At 67.5% G+C, this 21,636-nt stretch carries 21 protein-coding genes and 1 pseudogene; 10 read left to right on the forward strand and 12 right to left on the reverse strand.

What is annotated here, in order from left to right; translation table 11 throughout:
- Positions 1–86: 86 nt before the first annotated feature.
- The 3 genes from OHB12_RS21125 to OHB12_RS21135 all read left to right on the forward strand — a co-directional run bounded on the left by OHB12_RS21125 (position 87) and on the right by OHB12_RS21135 (position 3,159).
- Positions 87–1,331: a TetR/AcrR family transcriptional regulator gene (locus tag OHB12_RS21125; protein WP_327110313.1), complete on the forward strand. Its 1,245-nt coding sequence runs from the start codon at positions 87–89 to the stop codon at positions 1,329–1,331.
- Positions 1,332–1,931: 600 nt separating this feature from the next.
- Complete coding sequence (locus OHB12_RS21130) at positions 1,932–2,174, forward strand: hypothetical protein (protein ID WP_327110314.1); 243 nt, start codon at positions 1,932–1,934, stop codon at positions 2,172–2,174.
- A gap of 112 nt (positions 2,175–2,286) precedes the next feature.
- A complete protein-coding gene (locus OHB12_RS21135) occupies positions 2,287–3,159 on the forward strand; it encodes an aldo/keto reductase (protein WP_327110315.1) in 873 nt (290 codons plus the stop codon).
- Here the strand turns inward: OHB12_RS21135 and OHB12_RS21140 are convergent, their stop codons facing one another.
- Together OHB12_RS21140 and OHB12_RS21145 are read right to left on the reverse strand one after the other, a co-directional pair.
- Complete coding sequence (locus OHB12_RS21140) at positions 3,160–3,426, reverse strand: hypothetical protein (RefSeq protein ID WP_327110316.1); 267 nt, start codon at positions 3,424–3,426, stop codon at positions 3,160–3,162.
- A 6-nt stretch (positions 3,427–3,432) separates the two neighbouring features.
- A complete protein-coding gene (locus OHB12_RS21145; protein ID WP_327110317.1) occupies positions 3,433–3,621 on the reverse strand; it encodes a hypothetical protein in 189 nt (62 codons plus the stop codon).
- Between the two features lie 306 nt (positions 3,622–3,927).
- Between OHB12_RS21145 and OHB12_RS21150 the strand changes: the two genes are divergently transcribed.
- Positions 3,928–5,223 (forward strand): helix-turn-helix domain-containing protein, encoded by a 1,296-nt coding sequence (locus tag OHB12_RS21150; RefSeq protein ID WP_327110318.1) that lies wholly within the window; start codon positions 3,928–3,930, stop codon positions 5,221–5,223.
- A 74-nt stretch (positions 5,224–5,297) separates the two neighbouring features.
- Here OHB12_RS21150 and OHB12_RS21155 read toward each other — a convergent pair whose 3' ends face one another.
- The 7 genes and pseudogenes from OHB12_RS21155 to mftA all read right to left on the reverse strand — a co-directional run bounded on the left by OHB12_RS21155 (position 5,298) and on the right by mftA (position 12,429).
- A complete protein-coding gene (locus OHB12_RS21155; RefSeq protein WP_327110319.1) occupies positions 5,298–5,516 on the reverse strand; it encodes an MbtH family protein in 219 nt (72 codons plus the stop codon).
- Complete coding sequence (locus OHB12_RS21160; protein ID WP_327110320.1) at positions 5,464–6,903, reverse strand: AMP-binding protein; 1,440 nt, start codon at positions 6,901–6,903, stop codon at positions 5,464–5,466. Before OHB12_RS21160 ends, OHB12_RS21155 begins: the two co-directional genes overlap by 53 nt.
- Positions 6,904–7,405: 502 nt before the next feature.
- The gene (gene mftG / locus OHB12_RS21165; protein ID WP_327110321.1) at positions 7,406–8,863 is read right to left on the reverse strand and encodes a mycofactocin dehydrogenase MftG; all 1,458 of its coding nucleotides are present in this window, start codon (positions 8,861–8,863) and stop codon (positions 7,406–7,408) included.
- 103 nt (positions 8,864–8,966) lie between these two features.
- Positions 8,967–10,367 carry a mycofactocin biosynthesis glycosyltransferase MftF gene (gene mftF, locus OHB12_RS21170; protein ID WP_327110322.1) on the reverse strand — a complete coding sequence of 467 codons (1,401 nt, stop codon included), beginning with the start codon at positions 10,365–10,367 and terminating at the stop codon, positions 8,967–8,969.
- 230 nt (positions 10,368–10,597) lie between these two features.
- Positions 10,598–11,827, reverse strand: coding sequence for a mycofactocin radical SAM maturase (gene mftC, locus OHB12_RS21175; protein ID WP_327121309.1), 1,230 nt, complete (start codon positions 11,825–11,827; stop codon positions 10,598–10,600).
- Between the two features lie 243 nt (positions 11,828–12,070).
- A pseudogene (gene mftB, locus OHB12_RS21180) lies at positions 12,071–12,313 on the reverse strand (mycofactocin biosynthesis chaperone MftB); the annotation flags it as partial.
- A gap of 17 nt (positions 12,314–12,330) precedes the next feature.
- Entirely contained in the window at positions 12,331–12,429 is a 99-nt protein-coding gene (gene mftA / locus OHB12_RS21185; RefSeq protein ID WP_327121311.1) for a mycofactocin precursor MftA, read from the reverse strand.
- Positions 12,430–12,772: 343 nt separating this feature from the next.
- On the opposite strand from mftA, the gene mftR2 reads away from it, so the two are divergent.
- Together mftR2 and OHB12_RS21195 are read left to right on the forward strand one after the other, a co-directional pair.
- Positions 12,773–13,396, forward strand: coding sequence for a mycofactocin system transcriptional regulator MftR2 (mftR2, locus tag OHB12_RS21190; RefSeq protein WP_327110323.1), 624 nt, complete (start codon positions 12,773–12,775; stop codon positions 13,394–13,396).
- Between the two features lie 60 nt (positions 13,397–13,456).
- Positions 13,457–14,512, forward strand: coding sequence for a ferredoxin--NADP reductase (locus OHB12_RS21195; protein ID WP_327110324.1), 1,056 nt, complete (start codon positions 13,457–13,459; stop codon positions 14,510–14,512).
- Positions 14,513–14,668: 156 nt separating this feature from the next.
- Here OHB12_RS21195 and OHB12_RS21200 read toward each other — a convergent pair whose 3' ends face one another.
- The 3 genes from OHB12_RS21200 to OHB12_RS21210 all read right to left on the reverse strand — a co-directional run bounded on the left by OHB12_RS21200 (position 14,669) and on the right by OHB12_RS21210 (position 17,539).
- Complete coding sequence (locus OHB12_RS21200) at positions 14,669–15,415, reverse strand: DNA alkylation repair protein (protein ID WP_327110325.1); 747 nt, start codon at positions 15,413–15,415, stop codon at positions 14,669–14,671.
- Positions 15,412–16,173, reverse strand: coding sequence for a glutamate racemase (locus OHB12_RS21205; protein WP_327110326.1), 762 nt, complete (start codon positions 16,171–16,173; stop codon positions 15,412–15,414). The genes OHB12_RS21200 and OHB12_RS21205 overlap by 4 nt, the downstream gene beginning before the upstream one ends.
- Before the next feature lie 169 nt (positions 16,174–16,342).
- Positions 16,343–17,539, reverse strand: coding sequence for an NAD(P)/FAD-dependent oxidoreductase (locus OHB12_RS21210; protein WP_327110327.1), 1,197 nt, complete (start codon positions 17,537–17,539; stop codon positions 16,343–16,345).
- 210 nt (positions 17,540–17,749) lie between these two features.
- Between OHB12_RS21210 and OHB12_RS21215 the strand changes: the two genes are divergently transcribed.
- The 4 genes from OHB12_RS21215 (at position 17,750) to OHB12_RS21230 (ending at position 21,573) form a co-directional block, all read left to right on the forward strand.
- Complete coding sequence (locus OHB12_RS21215) at positions 17,750–18,106, forward strand: SPW repeat domain-containing protein (protein ID WP_327110328.1); 357 nt, start codon at positions 17,750–17,752, stop codon at positions 18,104–18,106.
- A 5-nt stretch (positions 18,107–18,111) separates the two neighbouring features.
- Positions 18,112–18,735 (forward strand): TetR/AcrR family transcriptional regulator, encoded by a 624-nt coding sequence (locus OHB12_RS21220; protein WP_327110329.1) that lies wholly within the window; start codon positions 18,112–18,114, stop codon positions 18,733–18,735.
- A gap of 375 nt (positions 18,736–19,110) precedes the next feature.
- Positions 19,111–20,067 (forward strand): type IV toxin-antitoxin system AbiEi family antitoxin domain-containing protein, encoded by a 957-nt coding sequence (locus tag OHB12_RS21225; RefSeq protein ID WP_327110330.1) that lies wholly within the window; start codon positions 19,111–19,113, stop codon positions 20,065–20,067.
- A gap of 225 nt (positions 20,068–20,292) precedes the next feature.
- Positions 20,293–21,573 carry an RNA-guided endonuclease InsQ/TnpB family protein gene (locus tag OHB12_RS21230; RefSeq protein ID WP_327110331.1) on the forward strand — a complete coding sequence of 427 codons (1,281 nt, stop codon included), beginning with the start codon at positions 20,293–20,295 and terminating at the stop codon, positions 21,571–21,573.
- Positions 21,574–21,636: the final 63 nt, after the last annotated feature.

Raw genomic sequence — 21,636 nt, forward strand, 5'->3', positions numbered from 1 at the left:
CGCGACCGTCGCCACCGGCACGCATCCCCGACCACGAATGAGCCAGTGCCGCTTCCTGCCTGGTAAAGGGTCGTTACCATGGCCGCATGAGTGTCGACAATCGCCGTACGGCGCGGAGAGCGAGCAGCGGCAACTCGGCACCTCGGGAGATCCGGCGCAGGCCGAAGAATCGTCGGGCCCAGATCGCGGCGGCGTCGGCCGCGGCGTTCGGCGCTCTCGGCTACCACGGTGTGAGCATGGAGGACATCGCGTCCGGGCTCGGCATCAGCTCGGCGGCGCTCTACCGCCACTATCCGAGCAAGTACGCGCTGTTCCGAGAGGAACTGCTGCGCGTTGGCCGGGCCATGACCGCATCGGTCCAGCTGCCGGAAGAGGCGGCCGCCTGGCCGACCGAGCAGCGGCTGCGACACGTACTCGACGCGCTCATCGCGATCACGATCGAGAATCGCCCCACGGTCACCCTGGTGCGCTGGGAAGGCCGATACCTCGAACCCGACGACCAGACCACGCTCAACGAGCAGCAGGCGACGGTACTCGGCGCGCTCGGCGCGCAGCTGGCCATGCTGCGCCCGGAGCTGACCGACGACGATCATCGAGTGCTGCGCACCGCACTGTTCAGCACGATCACCAGCATCGCCGACCACCACGCCAACCTGCCCGTGAAATCGCTTGCCCGTCTGTTGAGTTCGGCGTGCTGGTCGATCGTGCACGCCGACCTGCCGAAGGAGCGGGAAGTGGAGCCGGTCGCGGTGGTGGAGATCCCGGACTCGTTCAAACACGAACTCCTGCTGCGCAAAGCGGTGGAGCTGTTCCACGAGCGCGGATACCCGAACGTCAGTGTGGAGGACATCGCCACCGCAGCGGGTTTGTCGGCCGCGTCGGCGGTGTATCGGTTCTACCGCGGCAAGAGCGACCTGCTCGCCGCCGCGTTCCGCCGTGCCGCGGAACGGGTTTCCGGCGCCATCGGGCCCGCGGTCGCGGCAGCCGTCGACTCCGAGGACGCGCTCACCGCGCTGATCGCCAAGTATGTCGCGGGATCGTTCGCCGAACGCGCCCTGACCTTCGTGTATTACACGGAATTCCAACATGTTCCGGCCGAGGAACGTACTGTGCTGCGCAATATCCAGCGGCTCAGCGTCGAGGAGTGGGCCCGGCTGCTGCGCGAGGTGCGTCCCGAACTCACTCCCGCCGAGGCGCGGTTCCTCATCCACGCGGCCTTCACGGTGGTCGTCGATCTGGGCCGCACCTTCGGCAACGCACCGATGGCCGCGCAGGACCGGGTGCGCCTACTGATGCGGCTGGTTCTCTTCGGCAGCCCCGCGCGATCATAGGCACCGCCACGGCGGGCCGACTTGTGCACAGCCCGTTCATCCGTGTTCGCTGCCGATGAAGGTCTCCGCCCGCGCGGCGAACGCGTCCAGTACCTCGACCTCACGTCTCGACGGGTAGCCGGCCCACCCTCGCGCAGCATCTCGACCGCGATCTCTTCCATTTCCGGATGCGCAGAGTCGAAGCTGTCGAGCCGAAAGACCGACCCGGCCACCAGCCCCGCGAGCACCACCACCGGTACCGCGGCGACCTTCCAGGACCACCGGTGCTCCCTGCCGAGCAGATACAGCGACTTGATCGCCCACACAAGCAAGGAAGCGCCCAACAAAATCCCGCCGCTCACCAGGCCGATGAGCTGATCGGGACCGGTCAAGTCCCCGATGAACGGGGCCCAGTCGAAATGCACGCACAATAGAACGGCCACACCAAGGACTGCGGTCGTCAAGACCGCGAAACCTGGCGCAGTGGCGGCGTCTTGTCCGCGCTCGGCCTGCGCACCATGCACACGTGATGTCTCGATCGAAGACCTCCTCCGCATCTCGACGAATGTGGTCCAGCGCCTGATTCGCTCGGCGAGGGCCCGGTTCGGATCAGCTCCGATCATGCCCGGTCGCGCACGCCGCACCGACGTTGGTATCGATCTGGGCCGGCGCTTCGGCTCGGATGTCCCGGTGTGCTCGCGGCTGCGGGTCATCCACCTCATCCGAGCCATCCTGTTTTCGGCCGCGGGGCGGCGAATACACCGCGTCGAATCCGGCCTCGTCGGCCGAGACCACGCGGAAGTTCCCCTGACCATTCCGCCTACGGCGAACACGGACTACCCGATGGAATCGACGCAACGGTGATGACGTTTCCGCAAGAGAGCCGGCCGCCCGCGCCGCGACAATCTGTCCGCGTGGGCGCGACGCTCGCCAGCATTTTCGCGCAGCTCCATCACTTCGGAAGGAACCGAATCCCATGAGCACAGACCTCCACGCACGCCCGGCCGAAGCTTCCGGAACCTTCGCCCTCGGCGGCGACCTTCCGGTGCACCGGCTCGGCTACGGCGCGATGCAGCTGACCGGGCACGGCGTCTGGGGCGATCCGAAGGATCCCGACGAGGCGGTGCGTGTGCTGCGCCGCGCCGTCGAACTCGGCGTCGACTTCATCGACACCGCGGACTCCTACGGCCCGTTCGTCAGCGAGCAGCTGATCAGGAAGGCTCTGCACCCCTACGCCGACGAGCTGGTCATCGCCACCAAAGGCGGACTGACCCGGGGCGGACCCGACGATTGGCGTCCGGTCGGCAGGCCCGAGTATCTGCGCCAGCAGGCCGAACTCAGCCTGCGTCATCTCGGCGTCGACCGGATCGACCTCTACCAGCTGCACCGCATCGACCCCCAGGTGCCGCTGGCCGACCAGCTCGGTGAGCTCGTTCTGCTCCAACAGGAAGGCAAGATTCGCCATATCGGCGTCTCACAGGTGAGCGTCGAGCAGCTGCGCCAGGCACGCGAGATCGCCACCATCGTGTCGGTGCAGAACCTGTACAACCTGGCCAACCGCACCGACGAGGACGTGCTGGACTACGCCGAGCAGGAGAATATCGCCTTCATCCCGTGGTTCCCCATCGCCACCGGCGAACTCGCCAAGCCGGGCGGCCCGCTCGACGCGATCTCCGCCGACCACGGCGCTACGCCCGCGCAGCTGGCGCTGGCCTGGCTGCTGCGCCGCTCGCCGGTGGTGCTGCCGATCCCGGGCACATCCAGCGTCGCGCACGTCGAGGAGAACACCGCGGCGGCAGGGATCACCCTGACCGACAAGGAGTTCGACACGCTCGCCGCCGCCGCCTGATCAGCGGCAGTAGCCGTCGGCCCTGCTGTCGGGCACGACCCGCCCGGACGCGACCAGCGTCCGGAACGCCGCTTGCTTGCGCGGGCAGGCGACGGCGCGGCAGGGACGGTGCCGCTGCATCACCCGATGAGCTTGTTCGATCGTGAACGGCTCGTCGGGTGGGCGGTGCGTGTCCTCGGTGGCGCAGCTCGGCAACAAAGAGCCGACCGCGGCAATCGCGGCCACCAGCAGGACCGAAGCGCTGAGCACGGCCAGCAGCGGTTCCACAGCCGCTCACTCGTCGGTGGCCCGCCGGAAGTAGTACGCCGAAGCGGCCAGGTACTGGCGGCAGCTCGCGCCGTGCCCGGCGTGCACGGTGCGGATGAACCGGGCGCGGTCATAGTTCAGGCCGAGCGGTTCCTGAGTGCAGTCGCGGCTCTGCACCAGCCATAACTCCCGGACATCCGAATACAAAACGTCCACCTTCCACCTCCACTCGGCAGTGCACCCGGCACCGAGAAGACACCGCCGGGACCGCGCTCGACACGGATGGATCGGACCGTGCCGGGAACGTGCGTCAGGTACCGAGAACGGGCGCCCTCGACAGGGTTTGGGCAGAACCCCCGATGCCGGGTGCGAATTCAGCGTGCGCGTTGCGATTCGGTAGATAACAGCCCCAAATACAGTAATTGCGAGTACTTTTCGTTTGTATCGGTCCGGTGCGGGGAAGCGAGACCTATGGTTGAGGTCGACTGGACGGGCGAAGCCGTACAAGCGCTTCGCACGGCAATGAGGCGAAGCCGGTATGAATTCGCGCGCCTGGTCGGCGTCACCCCGCGCACCGTGATTCTGTGGGAGAACGGCCGGACAAACCGGATGCACGCTGCGAGCCAGCGTCTCCTCGACAGGGTTCTGTCGCAAGCCGATTCAGTTGTCGTCGCGCGATTCGAGCGGGCGGTCACAGCGGGCCGAGGGTCGGTCGTCGTCAGCGAGAGCGCCGACGCGGCGCCCGATACGCACACCCAGCTCGGTACGGAAATCGGGCTCGACAAGGAAGTCGAGGAAGACGACGTGAGAAGGCGAGAACTGCTGGCCTGCATCGGCGCGGGAATGGCGGGCCAGGCGGCGGACCTGGTGACGAGCGAACCCGAGAAGATGCTGGCGGCCCTGGACGCGGGGTCGATCAGCGAACGGCGACTCGGGTTCCTCGAGCAGTCGGTCGAGGTACTCGGCAAGCGGGTGGTCCAGGTGCCGCCGCATGAGCTGCTCCATGCCGGCCTCGAGCAATTCCGCATGGTCCGTGGCTGTCTCGGCGAACGGCAGGCCACCCACCAGCAGGTTCGACTGGTGCGCACCGCGGGCAGGCTGGCCAACGTCGTCGGCGAGATCCTGTTCAACGAGGGACATTTCGGCCAGGCGCAGATGTGGTACAACACCGCGATCCATGCCGCGCAGGACATCGGCGACCGCTTTTCAGAAGATATCGCCTTGGCCGGTCTCGCATATCTGCCGACATATAGCGACGAACCGAAGGAAGTTTTACAACTACTGGACGGGCGCCTCACAGAAAATCCATCTCACGGTCCGGCCGCAGCCTGGCTGTGGGGAATGGCGGCACGCGCGCACGCCAGCCTCGGACATGCCGACGAATTCGCACGCTGTATCGCACGATCCGCCGCGGCATTGGAAAATGTCGGGCCGGAGGACCTTGCTGTCGGAATCTTTTCCTTTCGCCCGGAGAAACTCGCTTTTTATCAGGCGATCGGTTATTCCCGGCTGGGACGTGCCGAGGAAACCGCCGAGGCGGCCAGCCGTGCGATCGCGTTGTACGACCCCTCGGAGACCATGGAGCCCGCCCTGGTCCGCTTCGAGCACGCCGCGGCGCTGCTCGCCTCCGGCGAGGTCGACGGGGCCTGTTCCATGGCAACGCAGGCCATCACGAACTCGCGCACCTACATCGGCCTCACGGTCACCAAGCGCGCCAAACAGTTCGACTCGACACTCGGGAACCTGCGCACCAGGGCCGTGGCCGAATGGCGGCAGCAGGCCCGGACGGTGATCGAATCCGCCCGCACCGAGGTGTGATCGCGAGCATTGGGCGGGGCGCGCCGGTCGTCAGCGGGATGACCAGCGCGCCCCGCGTATTCAGGTGGTCTCGGTCAGTTCGCCTCGTTGGACATGGCCTCGATAAGCGACTTGGGGCGCATGTCCACCCAGTGGGTTTCCACATACCGCAGACAGGACTTTCGGTCGGCGGCGCCATAGGCGATGGTCCAGCCGCCGGGAGCGGCCGCGACGACCGGCCACAGGGAGTGTTCGCCCTCCTCATTGATCAGGACGTAGAACTTGGCGGCATCGTCGTCGAACGGGTTGGTCATTCTTTCCTTCTTCCTGGTCGAGTCCGGGTTCAGGGTCCAAGCGCGGTGGGCCCGTCAGCTTCGAGCGCAGTCCGCGCACCCTCACCTGATGATCGGTCCGTCCGCTGAATCGTTTCGCGACGGATCGGGGCCACCACGCCAGATCTCCGGTCGGGTAGAGCCGTCCACCCGCGGGATCAAAGGGGTCGGCGACGAAGCGCTCGACCGGAGGTCCGGGCCGCGCACGGTAATCCGCGCGCCACGGTGGGGCCGCGCTGGCACGACTCGTCGGTGACCTCGCCGAGGAAGCGGCCTGCCATCGCGCGTAGTCGGCGCCGCGCGCCTCGTCGAAGAGATCCGTGGCGCGGGTGAATTCCCCCGGAGTCCCCGCCGATGCCGGACCTTCCCCGAGTCCGGCACCGGCAGAGTACTCGGTGACCGTGAGCTGGAGATCGAACTCGGTCACTCCGGTGTCCAGGGTACTGGGGGCCACCGACAGTTCGAGCAGTTCGACGGCGATTGCCTCGGCATCGCCGAAGGCGAGCAGCACCGCCATGCTGTGCCGCCGCACGGCATCGAGTGGAACCAGCGGCGGCCGTGGCCGCGCCCGCAGCAGCGCGACCAGGGACGCGCCGCCGGATCCACCCGCCTGCTCGATGAGTTCGGCGAGTTCGGTCACCGCGGTAGCGGTGCGCAGCTCGCGGACTCCGAGCAGGCAGTTCGGTTCGGCACCGAGCCGGGCGACGACCTCTGCCGCCACCCGCGTCGCCGCCGCGGGCAACTGCGCGAGTCGCCCGGTGCCTGGTTCGGATTCGACGCCGTCGGTGACCGGCCGCTCGCCGATTCCGGGTTGGTCACGCACCACGACCACTACGCGGACCACCGAATCGACCGCACCGAGCACGGACTCGATCTCGCCCAGCTCGATCCGCCACGCACGCGGCTTCACCTGGAAGCTGCTGCGCCCGAGGCATTCAAGCGCGCAGTGTGTGGTCCGGCGCACTGTGTTGCCTGCGAACGAGTCGGCCACGAAGCGTGCCGGAGTCGTTCCCGCGCGCCCGAGGTAGCGCCGGGCGAGCTGTACCCCCGACAGATACAGCTCACCCGCGATCGGTAACGACCGAAGCCACGAATCGAGCACGTAAAGCCTGGTGTTGAACACCGGCGTGCCGATCGGCACCGAGAGGGTATCGGTATCGGTCATTTCGTGAAAGGTGACGTCGACCGCCGCCTCCGTTGGACCATACAGATTGTGCGAACGGGCGTCGGTCAGCACCCGCGGCGTGGCGGTGGCACGCGCGGCCACCAGCAGGCTCGGTACCGCCTCGTCCCGGCCGGCCGGCCGATCCGCGTAGGCGCCGGTCGGCTCCGGCAGCGCACGGATGCCAGCCGAGTCCGTACCGTGCACCAGAGCCTCCTAGATGGCGAAACCACAGCCGGCCGAGCGCTTTGGGGCAGCAAGAACAAGGCCTGCGCCATGGCTGGTCAGCTTTGGCGCATGACGGCTGGCACCACGTGCGATTCGGCGAAGGGTGGTGCACACCGCACGCGCGCGGAATCCGAATATGCGTGAACGAGATCGATGACCCACGGTCACCGGCGTGGCGAGCGTCGCGCCCACCGACGGTCTTCCTAGCGTTTGATGGTTCCTCCAACGTCATTGCCTCGTGGAGCGCGCGCCGCGCCGCTGTCAGCTCCACGGCAGCGGGGTGCTCCGTGCATGGCGAATGCTAGGCGCTTCCTTAACAAAAAGGAACAAATTCCTCTAAAAACTTTTACACGAGCGCCCGCGGTCACTACCAGCGCCGGAAGGCGAGGACGGAACTGTGGGCGCGACCACATTCCCGGCCGCCCGGGGTCGAACTACCGCACCATCGATCGACAGACCGGGAGCCGAAACCTCTCTCACTTCACAAGGTGAGGTACGCAGCGGCCTTTTCCGCGATCATCATCGTCGTAGCCTGCGGTCCACGACTCAGCGGTACGGGCACGACGGAGAGATCCACAACGAACAATCCGGTCACCCCGTGCACTCGGCACGCCGCGTCCACCACCGCTGCTTCGTCGTTTTCACGTCCCATTCGACAGGTCCCGGACAAGTGTTGCGACGTTGCCAGATTTGCGCGTAGCCAGGCGGTGGCGAGATCAGCACGCGCCGGAATCGGCTCGACGAGCGGGTGCGCGTTCATCCACCGCAGCAGTTCGGCGGCGGTCGACACCGCGGCACCCAACCGGGCCCGATCGTGTTCCGCGGCGAGATACCGATGGTCGATCAGCGGAGCGACAGCGGGGTCGGCCGAGCGCAGCCGGAGCACGCCGGTCGAGCGAGGACGCATCAGCGCGACGCCGAGCCGGCGCACACCCGGCGTGAACGACACGGCGTAGGGCCGGATTTCGACGTCGTCGAGCTCGAGCACGAATTCCAACGGGATGGTGGCCTGTTCGTCCGACTCAAGCAGATAGTCGATCCCGATCTCCGGATGATCACTGAACCAGGCGCCGACCTGGCTGGGGTGCACCACCGGAATACCCAGTGCGCGAAGCAGGCCAGGGTCACCGATGCCGGAGCGCAGCAACAACGCGGCCGACTCGATCGCCCCGGCGCTGACCACAATGCGGTCCGCCCATTCGGTGTAGGTCCGGCCCGCACGCAGGCAGTCCACGCCGATCGCGCGCGTCCCGTCGAAACGGATGCGGGTGACATGCGTTCCCCCGCTGACCGTCAAGTTGGGGCAGGCCAACGCGGGAAGCAGATAGCCCGGTGCCGCGCCGATCCGCCTCCCCTGGGCGACACTGCACGGCACCGCGCCGACACCTTCGCCACCCTCCGGTGCGTTGAGATCAGGGACCCCCGCGAATCCGGCGGCCAGGCACGCCGTCACGAACGCTTCGCTGAGGGCGGCGGGATTCGCCGTGCGGCGCACCGGAATCGGACCGGAGCGGCCGTGCCACGGCTGATCGCCGAAGTCCAGATCGTGCTCGGTGCGGCGGTACATCGGCAGCACATCGTCGAACGACCACGCCGCCGACGCACCCACCGCACGGGTCCACGCATCGAAATCCGCCACGGTGGCACGGACGAAGTAGCCGCCGTTGATCGATCCCGAGCCGCCGATCACCCGGCCGCGCACGATGTTTCCGACCACCGGCGGGTCGGCGGCGAGCGTGACCTCGTAGCGCCACAGCCACGGCGAGTGCGGGCCGATCGGCATGGTGGTCGCGTCGAGCAGCTCGTCGGGAATGTCACCGGGGGTGGTCCACAGCCGGCCCGCCTCGAGCAGTCGCACCGTGTGGCCCGGGTCCGCACTCAGCCGCGCCGCCAGCACGCACCCGGCGGTACCACCCCCGACGATGAGTGTGTCGGCCATCCGGACCCGCCCCGTTCAGTATCTCGGCGCCGGGCGCGTCGCCGTGCGACGACGATGCGGTGCAGCGGGCAGAAGGCGGGTCATCTCGGGTCGTTCGGGTCGATCAGCGCGGCGGCGTCGTGGGTTTCAGCGCTTCGATACTGCGCGCACGGAAGGCGCCGAGCCACAACCCGGCGCCGTAGGCGATGTCGTCGAGCCGCTTGTAGGCGATATACCGCACGGGGTCGAGGCCACCGGCGTCGCGATGGGTGAACCAGTCGGCGAGGCCATCCGCGACAGCCATGGTCAGCGCGATACGCCGAACCCGCCGCGACATGAGCATGGCCAGCAGCGTGACCGGCCAATAGTGGCGGCACATGGCCGAGGCGAGCCGCCAGATACCGGCGAAGAAGCCGCGGGACAGATAGATCGCGGCGATCCGGGTCGGGTTGTCCAACTCGGTGAAGACGCGGCGCAGTCGAGCCAGCGCGGTGATCAGGGTGATGATCCCACCGAACAGTCCCCACTTCGTCAGCGTGGCGAACAGGAGCGCGGCGAGCACCGTCCAGGACGGCACCGACAGTGGTGAGATCGTTCCTGCGTGCCGCTCGCCCAGCGGCGCGGCGCCGGTGCCATAGAACATCTTTCGACCGAACCAGGCACGGAAGGAGACCCGGTGATCGTGCGCCACGTGTGCGGCGGGTTCGTAGCGCAGCCGGCAGCCCGCCCGCTCCAGCCGCCAGCACAGGTCCACGTCCTCGGCGACGTGCATCGACTCGTCGAAGCCGCCCTGGGCCAGCAGCGCCCTGCGGCGCACCAGCAGCGCCGCGCTCGGCACGTAGGACACCAGCCCGCGCGACTGCACGGCCGCCTCCCGCCTGCCGAGGTCGAGCGAGGAACGGGTGTGCTCATAGCGCGCCAGCGCGTTGGACTCCGGGTCCAGCGCGACGATCCGCGGGGCGACCAGCGCCACCTCGGGGTCGCTGAAGTGGCCGAGCATCACCTCGAGCCAGCCGCTGCGCGGCACCACGTCGGAGTCCAAGAACGCGACGAAGTCGGTTGTCGCCGCTCGCAACCCGGCGTTGCGCGCGGCGGCGGGGCCCTGCCTGCGGTCGTGCCGCAGCACCGTCACCCGGCAGCGGGTGCCACGGTTGGACGGGATACGGACCGGCCGGTCTGAACCGTCGTCGACCACGACGACGTTGTGCCCGCGCAGCGCGGCCAGCAGCCTGACCAACCCCTCGCTGTTGTTGTGCAGCGGCACGATAATGGTGACATCGTCCGGCGAGGGCAGCAGCCGGGGACGGGGATTGGCCACCCCGGAGTCGAGCAGCCGTCGGGCAACAACCGCAGATTTCGGACCGTTCACCTCGAGATACCCGTCGCCGATCATCTCGGCAGCCTCCGGGGCAAGCCGCAGCAACCGAGCGGGCGATCCGCCGATCAGGACCCGCCCACCCGAGTATGCGCGCACCCGAGGATCGATCCGCACCCCGAATCCATCGGGCAGGCGATCATGGCGCATTCCTGGCATGCTAGGCGGAGTTTCGCGCGGGAGCATCAACAGTCCGGAAAAAAGCACGGATTTCCGGACGAAACGGGCCCGCTGCGGGCCGCAGCACTCGCCGTGACCCGCGCAGGCGCCCCGCTTGCGATCTCGTTCGAGCATCTGGCAACACAAGGGCAATCGCCCGGTCGTAACCGGACGACCGCCGTTGCCACACCCCTAGCAAACCATTGGTTACAGGCATGGCATCACGCCAGCGGACTCTCGTCACAGGCTCGGACAGGTCGGCGCTCAGGCGAAAATCCGGCCGGGCGCGTCGCGCTCAGCGTCAGCGGGATCGGGCCGGTCCCGCGCGCACCGGCGCGCGGCGCCGTCCGGCGGGAGTGGTCGACCGACGAGCGCGGGATCATCCGCCCGGTGTCGGCCAGCGCCGCCTCCCCGTAGCCCTGCACGCATTCGGGGTCCGGGCCGTCAGCGGGGAGCCCGGTGAAGAACTTCGCCGCCATGCAGCCGCCGCGGCACGCGTCGTAGTGGCTGCACGACGCGCAGGCGCCGCCGCCGCTGGGCTCACGCAACTCGGCGAACAGCTCCGACGACCGCCACACAGCACCGAAACCGCCGTCCGCCACCACATTGCCCGCGTGAAACCGATCGTGAATGGCGAATGGGCAGGCGTAGACGTCGCCGACCGGGTCGACCAGGCAGACCACCCGTCCAGCGCCGCACATGTTCAGGCCCGGCAGCGCCTGGCCGAACGCGGACAGATGGAAGAACGAGTCGCCGGTGAGCACGCCCGCGCCGCTACGCAGCAACCAGTCGTATAGCACGCGCTGCTGTTCAGGGGTGGGATGCAGTTCGTCCCACACGTCCGCACCGCGTCCCGACGGCCGCAGCCTGGTCAAACGCAATGTGGCGCCGTATCTTTCCGCGATGGCGCGGAACTCGTCGAGCTGACCGATGTTGTGTCTGGTCGCCACCACCGACAGCTTCGCGTCCCGGAAGCCGGCCGCCGCAAGGTTTTCCAGCGCACGGATGGCCATGTCATAGGAGCCCGGCCCCCGCACGGCGTCGTTGACCGCGGCATCGGCGCCGTCGAGCGAGACCTGCACGTCGACATAATCACTGGCCGCGAGGCGGGCCGCGACCTCGGGCGTGATCCGCACGCCGTTGGTGGAGAACTTCACTCCCACATGGTGCGCGGTCGCGTAGTCGACCAGCTCCCAGAAATCCGGGCGCACCGTGGGTTCGCCGCCGCCGATGTTGACGTAGAACACCTGCATCCGCTCGAACTCGTCGATCAGCGCCTTGCACTGCTCGGTGCTCAGTTCGCGCGGGTCCCTGCGGCCAGAGGAAGACAGACAGTGCACGCAGGACAGATTGCAGGCGTAAGTGAGCTCCCAGGTGAGGCAGATCGGCGCGGCCAGACCGGATTCGAAGCGGTCCACCAGCCGCACGGCCCCGTCCGACGACGAGACCACCCCCGCCGTCGACGGTGCCGAAGCCGCACTCACGACTACGCCTCGCTGGCGCTCGGCTCCGTCGTGCGCGAGTGGCGCACTGTGTCCTCGGTTCACTCGCTGACGCTCGCTTACGACTACACCTCGCTGGCGCTCGGCTCCGTCGTGCGCGAGTGGCGCACTGTGCCCTTGGTTCACTCGCTGACGCTCGCTCACAGCGACGGGCGCCGCCGGTGCGCAGACCGGCGCTCCGATGATCATCTCCGAATCGACCAGCTGTGTCAGCGCTTTCACGTACGACGAGACACCGTCGTCCGGCACGCCCGCCGCGCGGATGGCGGCGCGGGCAGAGGCGTGCTCCGGCAGCGACCGCACGATCTCGACGATCCGCGGATTCTTCAGGAACGAGAGTTTGCGCGTACCGAAGTGGTAGAGCAGCGCGCCGAACGGTTCCGGGCGCAGCGCCACTCGCGGGTGCAGCTGCCAGCGGGTATCGAGATCGAGCATCGTCGTCGACCGCCCGTCTAGTAGACGCCGCACATACCGTCGATGGACACCTCTTCGATGAGGCTCTCCTCGACCAGGGGCGTCTCGTCGGCCGACCGCGCGGCGACTGTCTCCACCCGTCCGATGTTGTCGGTGTCGGTCTGTCCGATGGATCCGTATTCCGGCATGCCTACCTCCGAGAGGACGATCCGTGTGCCCGGCTACCGAATGTAGCCGCGGTCACACCATAACGTCATAGGCTGACAAAATGGAACACCTCTCACACAGTGGGATGACAGCCAGGACCGATCCCCGTTCGCCGGGCCGGATGACCAGGCCGATCCCTCCGCGCGCCGAGTCGAACGCGCGCGCCGACAGGGCAGCGGCGCGGCCCTCTAGAATTCGGGTGGAAATCAGCTGAACAGCACGTGGCGGGCGACGCGCGCCCACAGCGGTAGAGGTGGCATGGGAGTCGGACGAATGCAGGCGAACGGAGGCGGCAACACACTGTCGGAGTCCGAGATCGTCGAGGCGGCACTGCGGGTGGTCCGCGCGGACGGCGTGGAAAAACTCTCCATGCGGCGACTCTCGCGCGAACTCGGCGTCTCCCCCATGGCTCCGTACTACTACGTCGCCGACAAGCGGGAGTTACTCGACCTGGTCGCGACCGCGGCGCTGACCGGGGTTCGCACACCACCGCCCGAGTCCGGACCGTGGCAGCACCGGCTACGCGACCTCGTCGACCAGATCGACGAGAAACTCCGCAAACACCCCGGCCTCGGCGACATCTTGATCGAACAGATGCTCGGCAAACAGCTGGACCTGATCGCCGCGGTGATGGACATCCTGGCCGACGCGGGTTTCGACGACCGCAACGTGCTCGCCGGCTACGCGACCATCCACACATATCTGTTCGGCCGCAGCCGGGTGAACCCGAGAGACCGGTCCGCACCCGCCGACGTGACGCTGCCCGCCGTTGTCGAGCGAGCCACCCGGCATATCGCGGACCTGCGCGGGCGGTATTCGTACGACTTCGGCATGGAGGTGTTGATCGCCGGTCTCGAGGCCCAGCTTGTGAGGCAGGCGACGACCGACGTACGATGAAACTGAAACACGTTCTAGTTTTGCGCCCCGCGGCGCCCACGTCAGGTTCGAGAGGACGAAATGACCACTGTCGAGGTTCCACACGGCTCGCGCTCGGTCGTGCTGCGGGTATCCACCGTCATCACCGAAACGGCCGACACGTGTTCGCTGGTCTTCGACGTCCCCGAGGAACTGGCCGAAAAGTTCCGCTACCAGCCCGGCCAGTTCCTCACACTGCGGATCCCCAGCGACCGGACCGGCTCGGTGGCCCGGTGCTACTCCCTGGCCAGCTCGCCTTACACCGACGATCGGCCGAAGGTCACCATCAAGCGGACCGAGGGCGGCTACGGATCGAACTGGGTGTGCGACAACGTGAAAGCGGGCGACCAGCTCGAAGTGCTACCACCGTCGGGTGTCTTCACCCCGAAGGACCTGGACGAAGACTTGCTGCTGTTCGGCGCTGGCAGCGGCATCACACCCGTGATGTCCATCCTGAAGTCGGCGCTCGCGCGCGGCAACGGCCGCATCGTGCTGGTGTACGCCAACCGTGACCACGAGTCGGTGATCTTCGCCGGCGAGCTGCGCGATCTCATGGAGAAGCATCCGCAGCGGCTCACGGTGGTCCACTGGCTGGAATACCTGCAGGGGTTGCCGACCGCCGACGCGCTGGCCACCCTGGTCGCGCCCTACCGGGGCTATGACGCGTTCATGTGTGGGCCGAAGCCGTTCATGGACCGGGTGCACGACGCACTCGCGCAGCTGGGCGTGCCCCGCGCACGCACGCACGCCGAGATCTTCAATTCCCTCGCCGGAGACCCGTTCGCCGACCAGGCACCGGCCGAGGTGTCCGACGAGGAGGCGGCCGACGCGGCGACCGTCGAGGTCGAACTCGACGGCGAGGTGCACGAGCTGACGTGGCCGCGCAAGCAGACTCTGGTGGACATCATGCTGGCCAAGGGATTGGACGTGCCCTACTCCTGCCAGGAAGGGGAGTGCGGCTCCTGCGCGTGCACGGTACTGGAGGGCAAGGTCGACATGGACAACGCCGAGATCCTGGATCCGGAGGATATCGAGAACGGCTACATCCTCGGATGCCAGGCGCATCCGGTCACCGATCACCTGAAGATTCAGTTCTGATCGGGCACCGGGCGTCGCAGGAAGGCATTCTCACCGCCGTCCGAATGGCAGCCAAAATCGCTTGTGCCGCAAGCAGATTCAATTTTCCACTCGCCGTGTCGGGCGGTGCGGATTCCTCGATCACCCTGAACTTGCGGTGAATAAGGACGAGCCGGGCTATCGCGCGCGATAGCAGGCGCGAACGGCGGGCTCCAGATGTTCGGTCGCGTAGCTCAGTGCGGTCCGGCCCATGACCGCGGCGTGCTGGTCGAGGAATCCGGTCAGCAGCGCTCGATCGATACGCTTGCCGACTTCGCGCAGCATCCAGCCCAGCGCTTTCTGGATCAGATCGCGCCCGTCGTCGAGCAGCCCTGCACACAGCGCGAGCGTGGTCGAGGCATCGCCCGCCTTGATGAACGCGAAGCTGGACAGCAGGGCCACCCGCCGCTCCCACATCGAATCCGCCTGCGCCAGATGGAAAAGCAGCTCGCGCGGTCTATCGAGCAGCCACGGGCCGATGATATTCTCCGCCGACACGTCGACCAGATCCCAATTGTTCACCCGGCCACGACGCACCGCCGCCAGGTACAGATCGACCACGGTCGCGCGGGCCGCGTCGTCGAAGGTGCGCGGCTTGGACACGGCGGCGAACCTCGCGTTGAGGATGACCAGCCCGGCGAACCGGTCCTCGTGCACAGTGCTGTCGAGCAACCGATCGATCTCGTCGAGCGGAAGCGCCGCGAAACGTTTCGCAACGCCCCTGGTCGCGGGCACTCGGACTCCGATGAATACGTCGCCATCGCCGTACTCACCGGGACCGGTCTTGAAGAACCGCTGCAGATGAATCGCATCGGCCGGGTCCGCGATCGCCCGCAGCGCTTCCTGGACCGCCACGGCGGACGGCCCCGCGGCGTCGGCGTTCACCCCTGCGCGCCCAGGATGCGTCCCGACTCGAACGCGGCCGCACTGGCAGGCAGTTCACCGGGCCTGCCACTGTTGAGCACCCGGACCTCGCCGTTGCCGGTACTCGGGCGGCCGAGGGCATCCATGCGCCGGATGGTCTGTGCGGCAACGGCTTGCGCGCTGTCGAAAAGACGGACGCCGTCGGGCAGCGCGGCCATGATCGAATCGATCACCAACGGGTAGTGCGTACAGCCGAGCACCACGCCGTGCACGTCCCGCGGAGTCTGCTCGGCGGCGATGGTGATCGCGGCGCGGGCAGCCACCAGATCACCGCGATCGATCGCGTCCGCCAGACCGTGACAGGCGACGCCGACCACGTTCGCGTCGCCGCCGAATTCCGCGATCAGATCGGCTTGATACCGGCTTGCCGTTGTCGCCGCGGTGGCCCACACCGCTACCGAGCGGCACACCGCCGCCGCGGGCTTGATCGCGGGAACGGTGCCGATCACCGGCACACCAGGGCCGACCTCGACGCGAACATGCTCCAGCGCCGTGACGCTGGCGGTGTTGCATGGCAGAACTATCACGTCCGCACCCGACCGGACCGAGGTCCGCGCGGCGTCCACCACCCGTTCGACCACCCAGTTCTCCGGCTTCGGACCCCAAGGCGCACCCTCCGGGTCCAACTGCAGCAACAGATCCACATCCGGCCGCAACTTGCGCAACCAAGCGGAGGTAGGCAGCAACCCGAGACCCGAGTCGATGAGCGCGACGATCACTCGACCACCGTATTACAGCGGCGCGCCGAGCCAGGCCCGCGCCTCCGGCAATCCCCAGCCCGTCGCCGTCCTCCTCGAAGCACCGGATCGACTCCTCGTGTCGCCACTGCGCCAGTGAAGGGGTGTGCGAACTGTCGGCTTCAGTCCTGGCGCGGCTCGGGGTGCGGGCTCAGCTGGGTGTGAGCAGGTCGGCCACCGGCGCACTGGCGGCGATCTTCGCGCGGGCCTTCATGACCTGAGCGGTCATGCCCGCGCCGACCACGCCGGTCAGGCTGCCGCCCCGGGAGTAGTAAGCGAGGAACTTGCGGCCGTCGTCGGAGACGACCTGGACGTCGTCGGTGGCGTTCGTGGTGCCGAGGGCCTGGATCTTGACGTCGTACTGGTCGCTCCAGAAGTACGGGACCCGGGCGGCGGTCGGCGGCTCGGCCCCGAGCAGCGCGCAGGCCAGCAGCTTGGCCTGTTCGCCCGCGTTGGTCCAGTGCTCGACCCGCTTGCGCAGTCCCATCCCGTGCAACCAGGCCGCCACATCGCCGACCGCCCAGACACCCTCGGCGGAGGTGCGCCCGACCTCGTCGGCGAGAACCCCGCCGCCCGCCGACGGTTCGGCCAGCGCGATGCCGGAATCGGTCAGCCATTCGGTCGCAGGCCGGGAGCCGACCCCGATCACGACCAGGTCGGCGGCGATCTCGGTGCCATCGGAAAGCTTCGCGCCGCGCACCCGGCCCGCATCATCAGCGAGAAGTGTGTCGAGGCCGGTGCCGCAGCGCAAGTCGACGCCTTCGGCGCGATGCATCCTGGCGACCAGGGCACCCACCTCTGCGCCGAGCACGGAGGCCAGCGGCGTCGGCTGCGGTTCGACCAGCACGACGGCGACACCGCAGGCACGGAAACTCGCCGCCAGCTCGCAGCCGATAAATCCCGCACCCACCACGAGCGCCGTCGCGGCATCGGCCAATTCGGCGCGCAGCGCGGCGGCGTGGGCATGGCCGCGCAGCACGTGAACGCCCGTCAAGTCGGGCAGGCCGGGCAAGCGGCGCGGGCGCAGGCCGGTGGCGATGATCAGCTGGTCGTAGGCCAACGTGCTGTCGTCGGCCAGCCGGAGCCGACTCGCTTCGGTGTCGACGCCGACGGCCTCGGTGTTCAGCCGCAAGTCGATGTTTTTCTCGGCGAAGAACTCACGCGGCCGCAGCGTGGTGTCATCGGTTTCGCCGCGCACGAACTGCTTGGACAGCGGCGGACGGTCGTACGGCAGCCGCGCCTCGTCGCCGACGAGGACCAGCTCGCCCTCGTAGCCGGCGCGACGCAGCTCCTCCGCGGTGCGCAGGCCCGCGAGGCCGGCCCCGATGATCACGATCGGCGCAGTCATGCGGCCATCCTTTCACTGAAACCGGACAGCCGGTTCTGGTCGACATGCGAAGCTCACCCTAACGTCTGCTTGTTTCTTGCCGCGGCGAAGCCCGTCACATCCGATCCATCCAGGCAATAGCGGCACAATCGTGTCTCGCTGGATATTGATCGGGCGGTCAATCAGAGCTATACCGAGAGGAGGACATACTCACAGCCCGAGGAGGCACACATGTTCACCGAGAGCCGCGCGCAAGATTTACTGGCTGTCGTGCTCGGGATCTTCGCCGCACTGTCACCCATCTGGGTAGAGACGACCGACAAGGCCATGTGGTCGCTGATCGTGCTCGGCGTACTCATCGCCCTCACCGGCCTCGCGCAGATGTCCCGACCCGCCATGGCGGCAGCGGACTACGCGATGGGCCTGTTCGGCGTGCTGTTGTTCCTTTCCCCCTGGGTCATGGACTTCACCGAGTACCGCGGCGCATCCTGGACCGCATGGATAGTCGGGGTAGTGACGGCGGTGGTCGCGGTAGCGGCACTGCCGACCGTGTCGGGGCGCCTGCACGACATGGTTCCGCATCACTGATGCAGATGCCGAAACCCCGGCGCGCCGGGCGTCGCCGTAGCGCGAAAGTCGACGGCGACGCCCGGCTGCTCATCCTGGATGCCGCTGAAAAGCTCTTCGCGGCACAGGGATTCGACGCCACCGCGACGGCATCCATCGCCGCCGCGGCCGGCGTCCCCAAAGGACTCGTCTTCTACTACTTTCCGACCAAGGACTCGATACTCACCGCACTGATGGCCGAGCGGATACCCCCGCGGCCGATCGACGACATCGGCACCCTGGTGGCGCCTGGCGATCCGGCGGCGAGCCTGGTCAATCTCGACACCGCCCTGAACCTGCGCGACCACCACTCGTCGGTGCTTCGGGTGATCATGTGGCGCGAAGCCGACACCCACCCGGACGTGCGCCGCCAGCTCCGCCACCTGCGCGATCAAATGCTGGACGTGACCGCCAAAGTGCTGCAGGCGAGCGCGCCGGGTCCGGTCCGCCCCGGCACGCTCCGCGCGTGCGCTGCCGCGTGGGTCTCGGCGATGTTCGCCATCGCCAGCACGGACCGGCTGCACGCACTCGACGGCATCCCCCTGCCCACCGGGGACGAGGTGCTCAATGTCGCCCAGGTAGTCGCGGCGGGAATGGCACAGCTCGGCTGACCTCGCGCATCCTCGTACACGTGCGGGCCGGGATCCGATCCGATCTCGACGCCGCTGGCATGGTGAGCCGGTGGCCGTGGCAGACCATCGGGAACGACAAGGCGCCGAGTGATGTCGGCCGATATGGGGCGCGCGGGTGTCACGTCGAGTTTCGACGGCTGCCGACGAAGGCCCGAGACGCGCCTGCCCATCAGGTCGATGCGATCGGCAGTCGACTGGCCCGTGCCGTGGATGCCTTCGAGCAGGCGGTTCGAACGGCCCGCGGCCGTCTGTACCGCCCAAACGTACGCATCGAAGTTGTCCACAGCGGGCGTGTTATCCACATTCGATGGTGAGGTGGGTGTTTCATGCCCGGCCGTCGAGCACGATCGCCATATGGAAGCACCGCAACTGATCTCGCGTCGGCAGGCGCTGGCGTCCGGACTGTCCGATAAGGACCTGCGTCGGCTCTGCCGAACCGGAAGGTGGCAGCGGCTGCGAGCCGGGCACTACCTGAACTCGCCGGGATGCGACGTCAGCGTGACGGGTCGGCATCTGCTGATGGCGCTCGCAACCGCGGAGACCACATGCGATTCGGCGATCACCAGCCACTGTTCCGCAGCGGTGCTGCACGGAATGTCGACCTGGGACATTCCGCTCGACCGCGTACACCTGACCAGGGATCGCATCAACGGCGGCCGCATGGGCAGGCGCGTCGTCGTGCACTCGGCACGGTTGCAGCCCGACGAGATCACCCTCGTCAACGGAATCCAGGTGACCACCCCTGCCCGGACGATCATCGATATCGCCCGCTCGGAAGGCTTCGAGCAGTCCGTCGCCCTCGGCGATTCCGCTCTGCGCCAAGGACTGACGACCATCGCCGAGCTACAAGAGCACGTGCGACAGGCACGGCATCGCCCTGGATGCCGCAAGGCCGCACAGGTCGTCGGGTTCCTGGACGGACGCAGCGAGAGCACAGGTGAATCGCTCAGCAGAATCGTGCTGCACCGATGCGGACTCCCCGCCCCCGAACTCCAAGCACGCGTCTTCTCCGACGACGACATCTGCGTCGGCCGTTTCGACTTCCTGTTCCCAGAACTCGGCGTGGTGGGAGATTTCGACGGAAAGATCGAATACCAGAGCGCGCTACGCGGCCCACACTCCCCGGAACAGATGGTGGTCGCCGAGAAGAAGTGTGAAGACCGCCTCCGCGCCCTGGGGTGGATAGTGATCCGCTGGACTTGGGACGATCTCGACGCCCCGGCTCTCCTCACCGACCACATCCATACGGCAGCACGGACAGCTGGCGGGTCCCAACGGCGCGGCTACTGGACCGCCACACCCAAACATTGACCTTCTTCTCTACCACGTGGTCCGGCGGCCGAAGCGTGGAAGTCACGCACGCCGGCAATGCCGAACAGTCGGGCGTGCAGCAGCTCGAGGAGCCAGGCGGAGGTGCGAAGTCCAATGAGATGTCGGGTTCGAAGCCGCTCGCTTGTTCTTCTGTGTTTGTCTATGTTTCTCGGTTATCGTCTGTATGTTCGATTCGGTGCGGGCCTGGGGGATCGCGGGGTGTGGGTGAGTCACAAGCAGGGGGTGCGTTTCGAGCTCGCTCCCGATCCGGAGCACGCCGTGGTGATGGGTCGGCATGCCGGGTTGTCGCGGGTGGTGGAGAACTTCTGTTTGGAGACGGTGGTCAAGAAGTGGGCGCAGCGCAAGGCCGAGGAGTCCTACGGTTTCACCGGTGAGCAGTTGACCAGGATGCCGTGGACCGCGCCCGCGCTGGAGAAGGAATGGCGCGCGACGCATCGGTCCCGGTTCCCGTGGTTCACCGAGAATATGCTGTCGTCGCGGGTGCCCAAGGAGGCGTGTCGGGTGCGGGCGGCCGGGTTCGCCAACTACCTGCAATCCAAGACCGGCAAACGCAAGGGTGTGCGAGTCGGGTTCCCGATCTGGCGTAAACGCAAGGACAGCAGCCGATTTCGCTACGATGCCGACCGCGCCAAACCCCTCGGCCCCCGCAGTGTGTGGCTGCCCGGGATCGGACAGGTGGCCACACGGGAGGACATGTCCTGGCTCACGCACAGAGTGTCCGACGGGCGTGCCCGGATTCTCGGGGCCACGGTGCGTGAACAGACCGGGCGGTGGTGGATCTCGTTCCAGATCGAGGTCGACCGCGACAAGCTCAACACCCGCCGCCGGGTGCCCGGCGGCGCCCCGAAATCCGGGATCGATCTGGGGTTGAAGACCTTCGCGGTGATTGCCGACGACGACGGAGGCCGCGAGGAGATCCACGCGCCCAAACCCCTGGCCCGAGCGCAGCGGGCGTTACGCCGCACGAACCGGAAACTCGCGCGCTGCCGACCGAAGTCGAACAACTGGAACAAGACCCGGGTACGGGTGGCGCGGCGGCATCTGCGGGTCGCCGACCAGCGGAAGGATTTTCTGCACAAGACCACTACGAGGTTGGCGAGAACCAAGACGGCCATCGCGGTGGAGACATTGAATGTCAAAGGTATGGCCGCCAACCGGAGACTGGCGCGCGCGATTTGCGATGCCGGGTTCGCCGAGTTCGTGCGTCTACTGGAGTACAAGGCCCGCTGGTACGGGTCCAGGGTGTGGAAGGCCGACCGCTGGTTCGCCTCGTCGAAGACCTGCGGTGCCTGCCGGCGAGTCGAACACGGCTTAACCCTGGCCGACCGGACCTGGGAATGTCGCGGCTGCGGTGTGGTGCATGACCGTGACCACAACGCGGCCGGGAACCTGCTGGCCGCGATGCTCGCCGACACCGAACCCGAACATGTGGTCCTCGCCGGGAAGTTCCCCGGAGAGGTGAAACGCCTCGCCGAGACCGCGTAAGACCACGGCCTTTTCCGGGCCGGGCAGCAGTCGATGACGCAGGAAGAGCCTCAACTCTGACAA

The sequence above is a fragment of the Nocardia sp. NBC_01730 genome (assembly GCF_035920445.1).
Taxonomy (GTDB): Bacteria; Actinomycetota; Actinomycetes; order Mycobacteriales; family Mycobacteriaceae; genus Nocardia.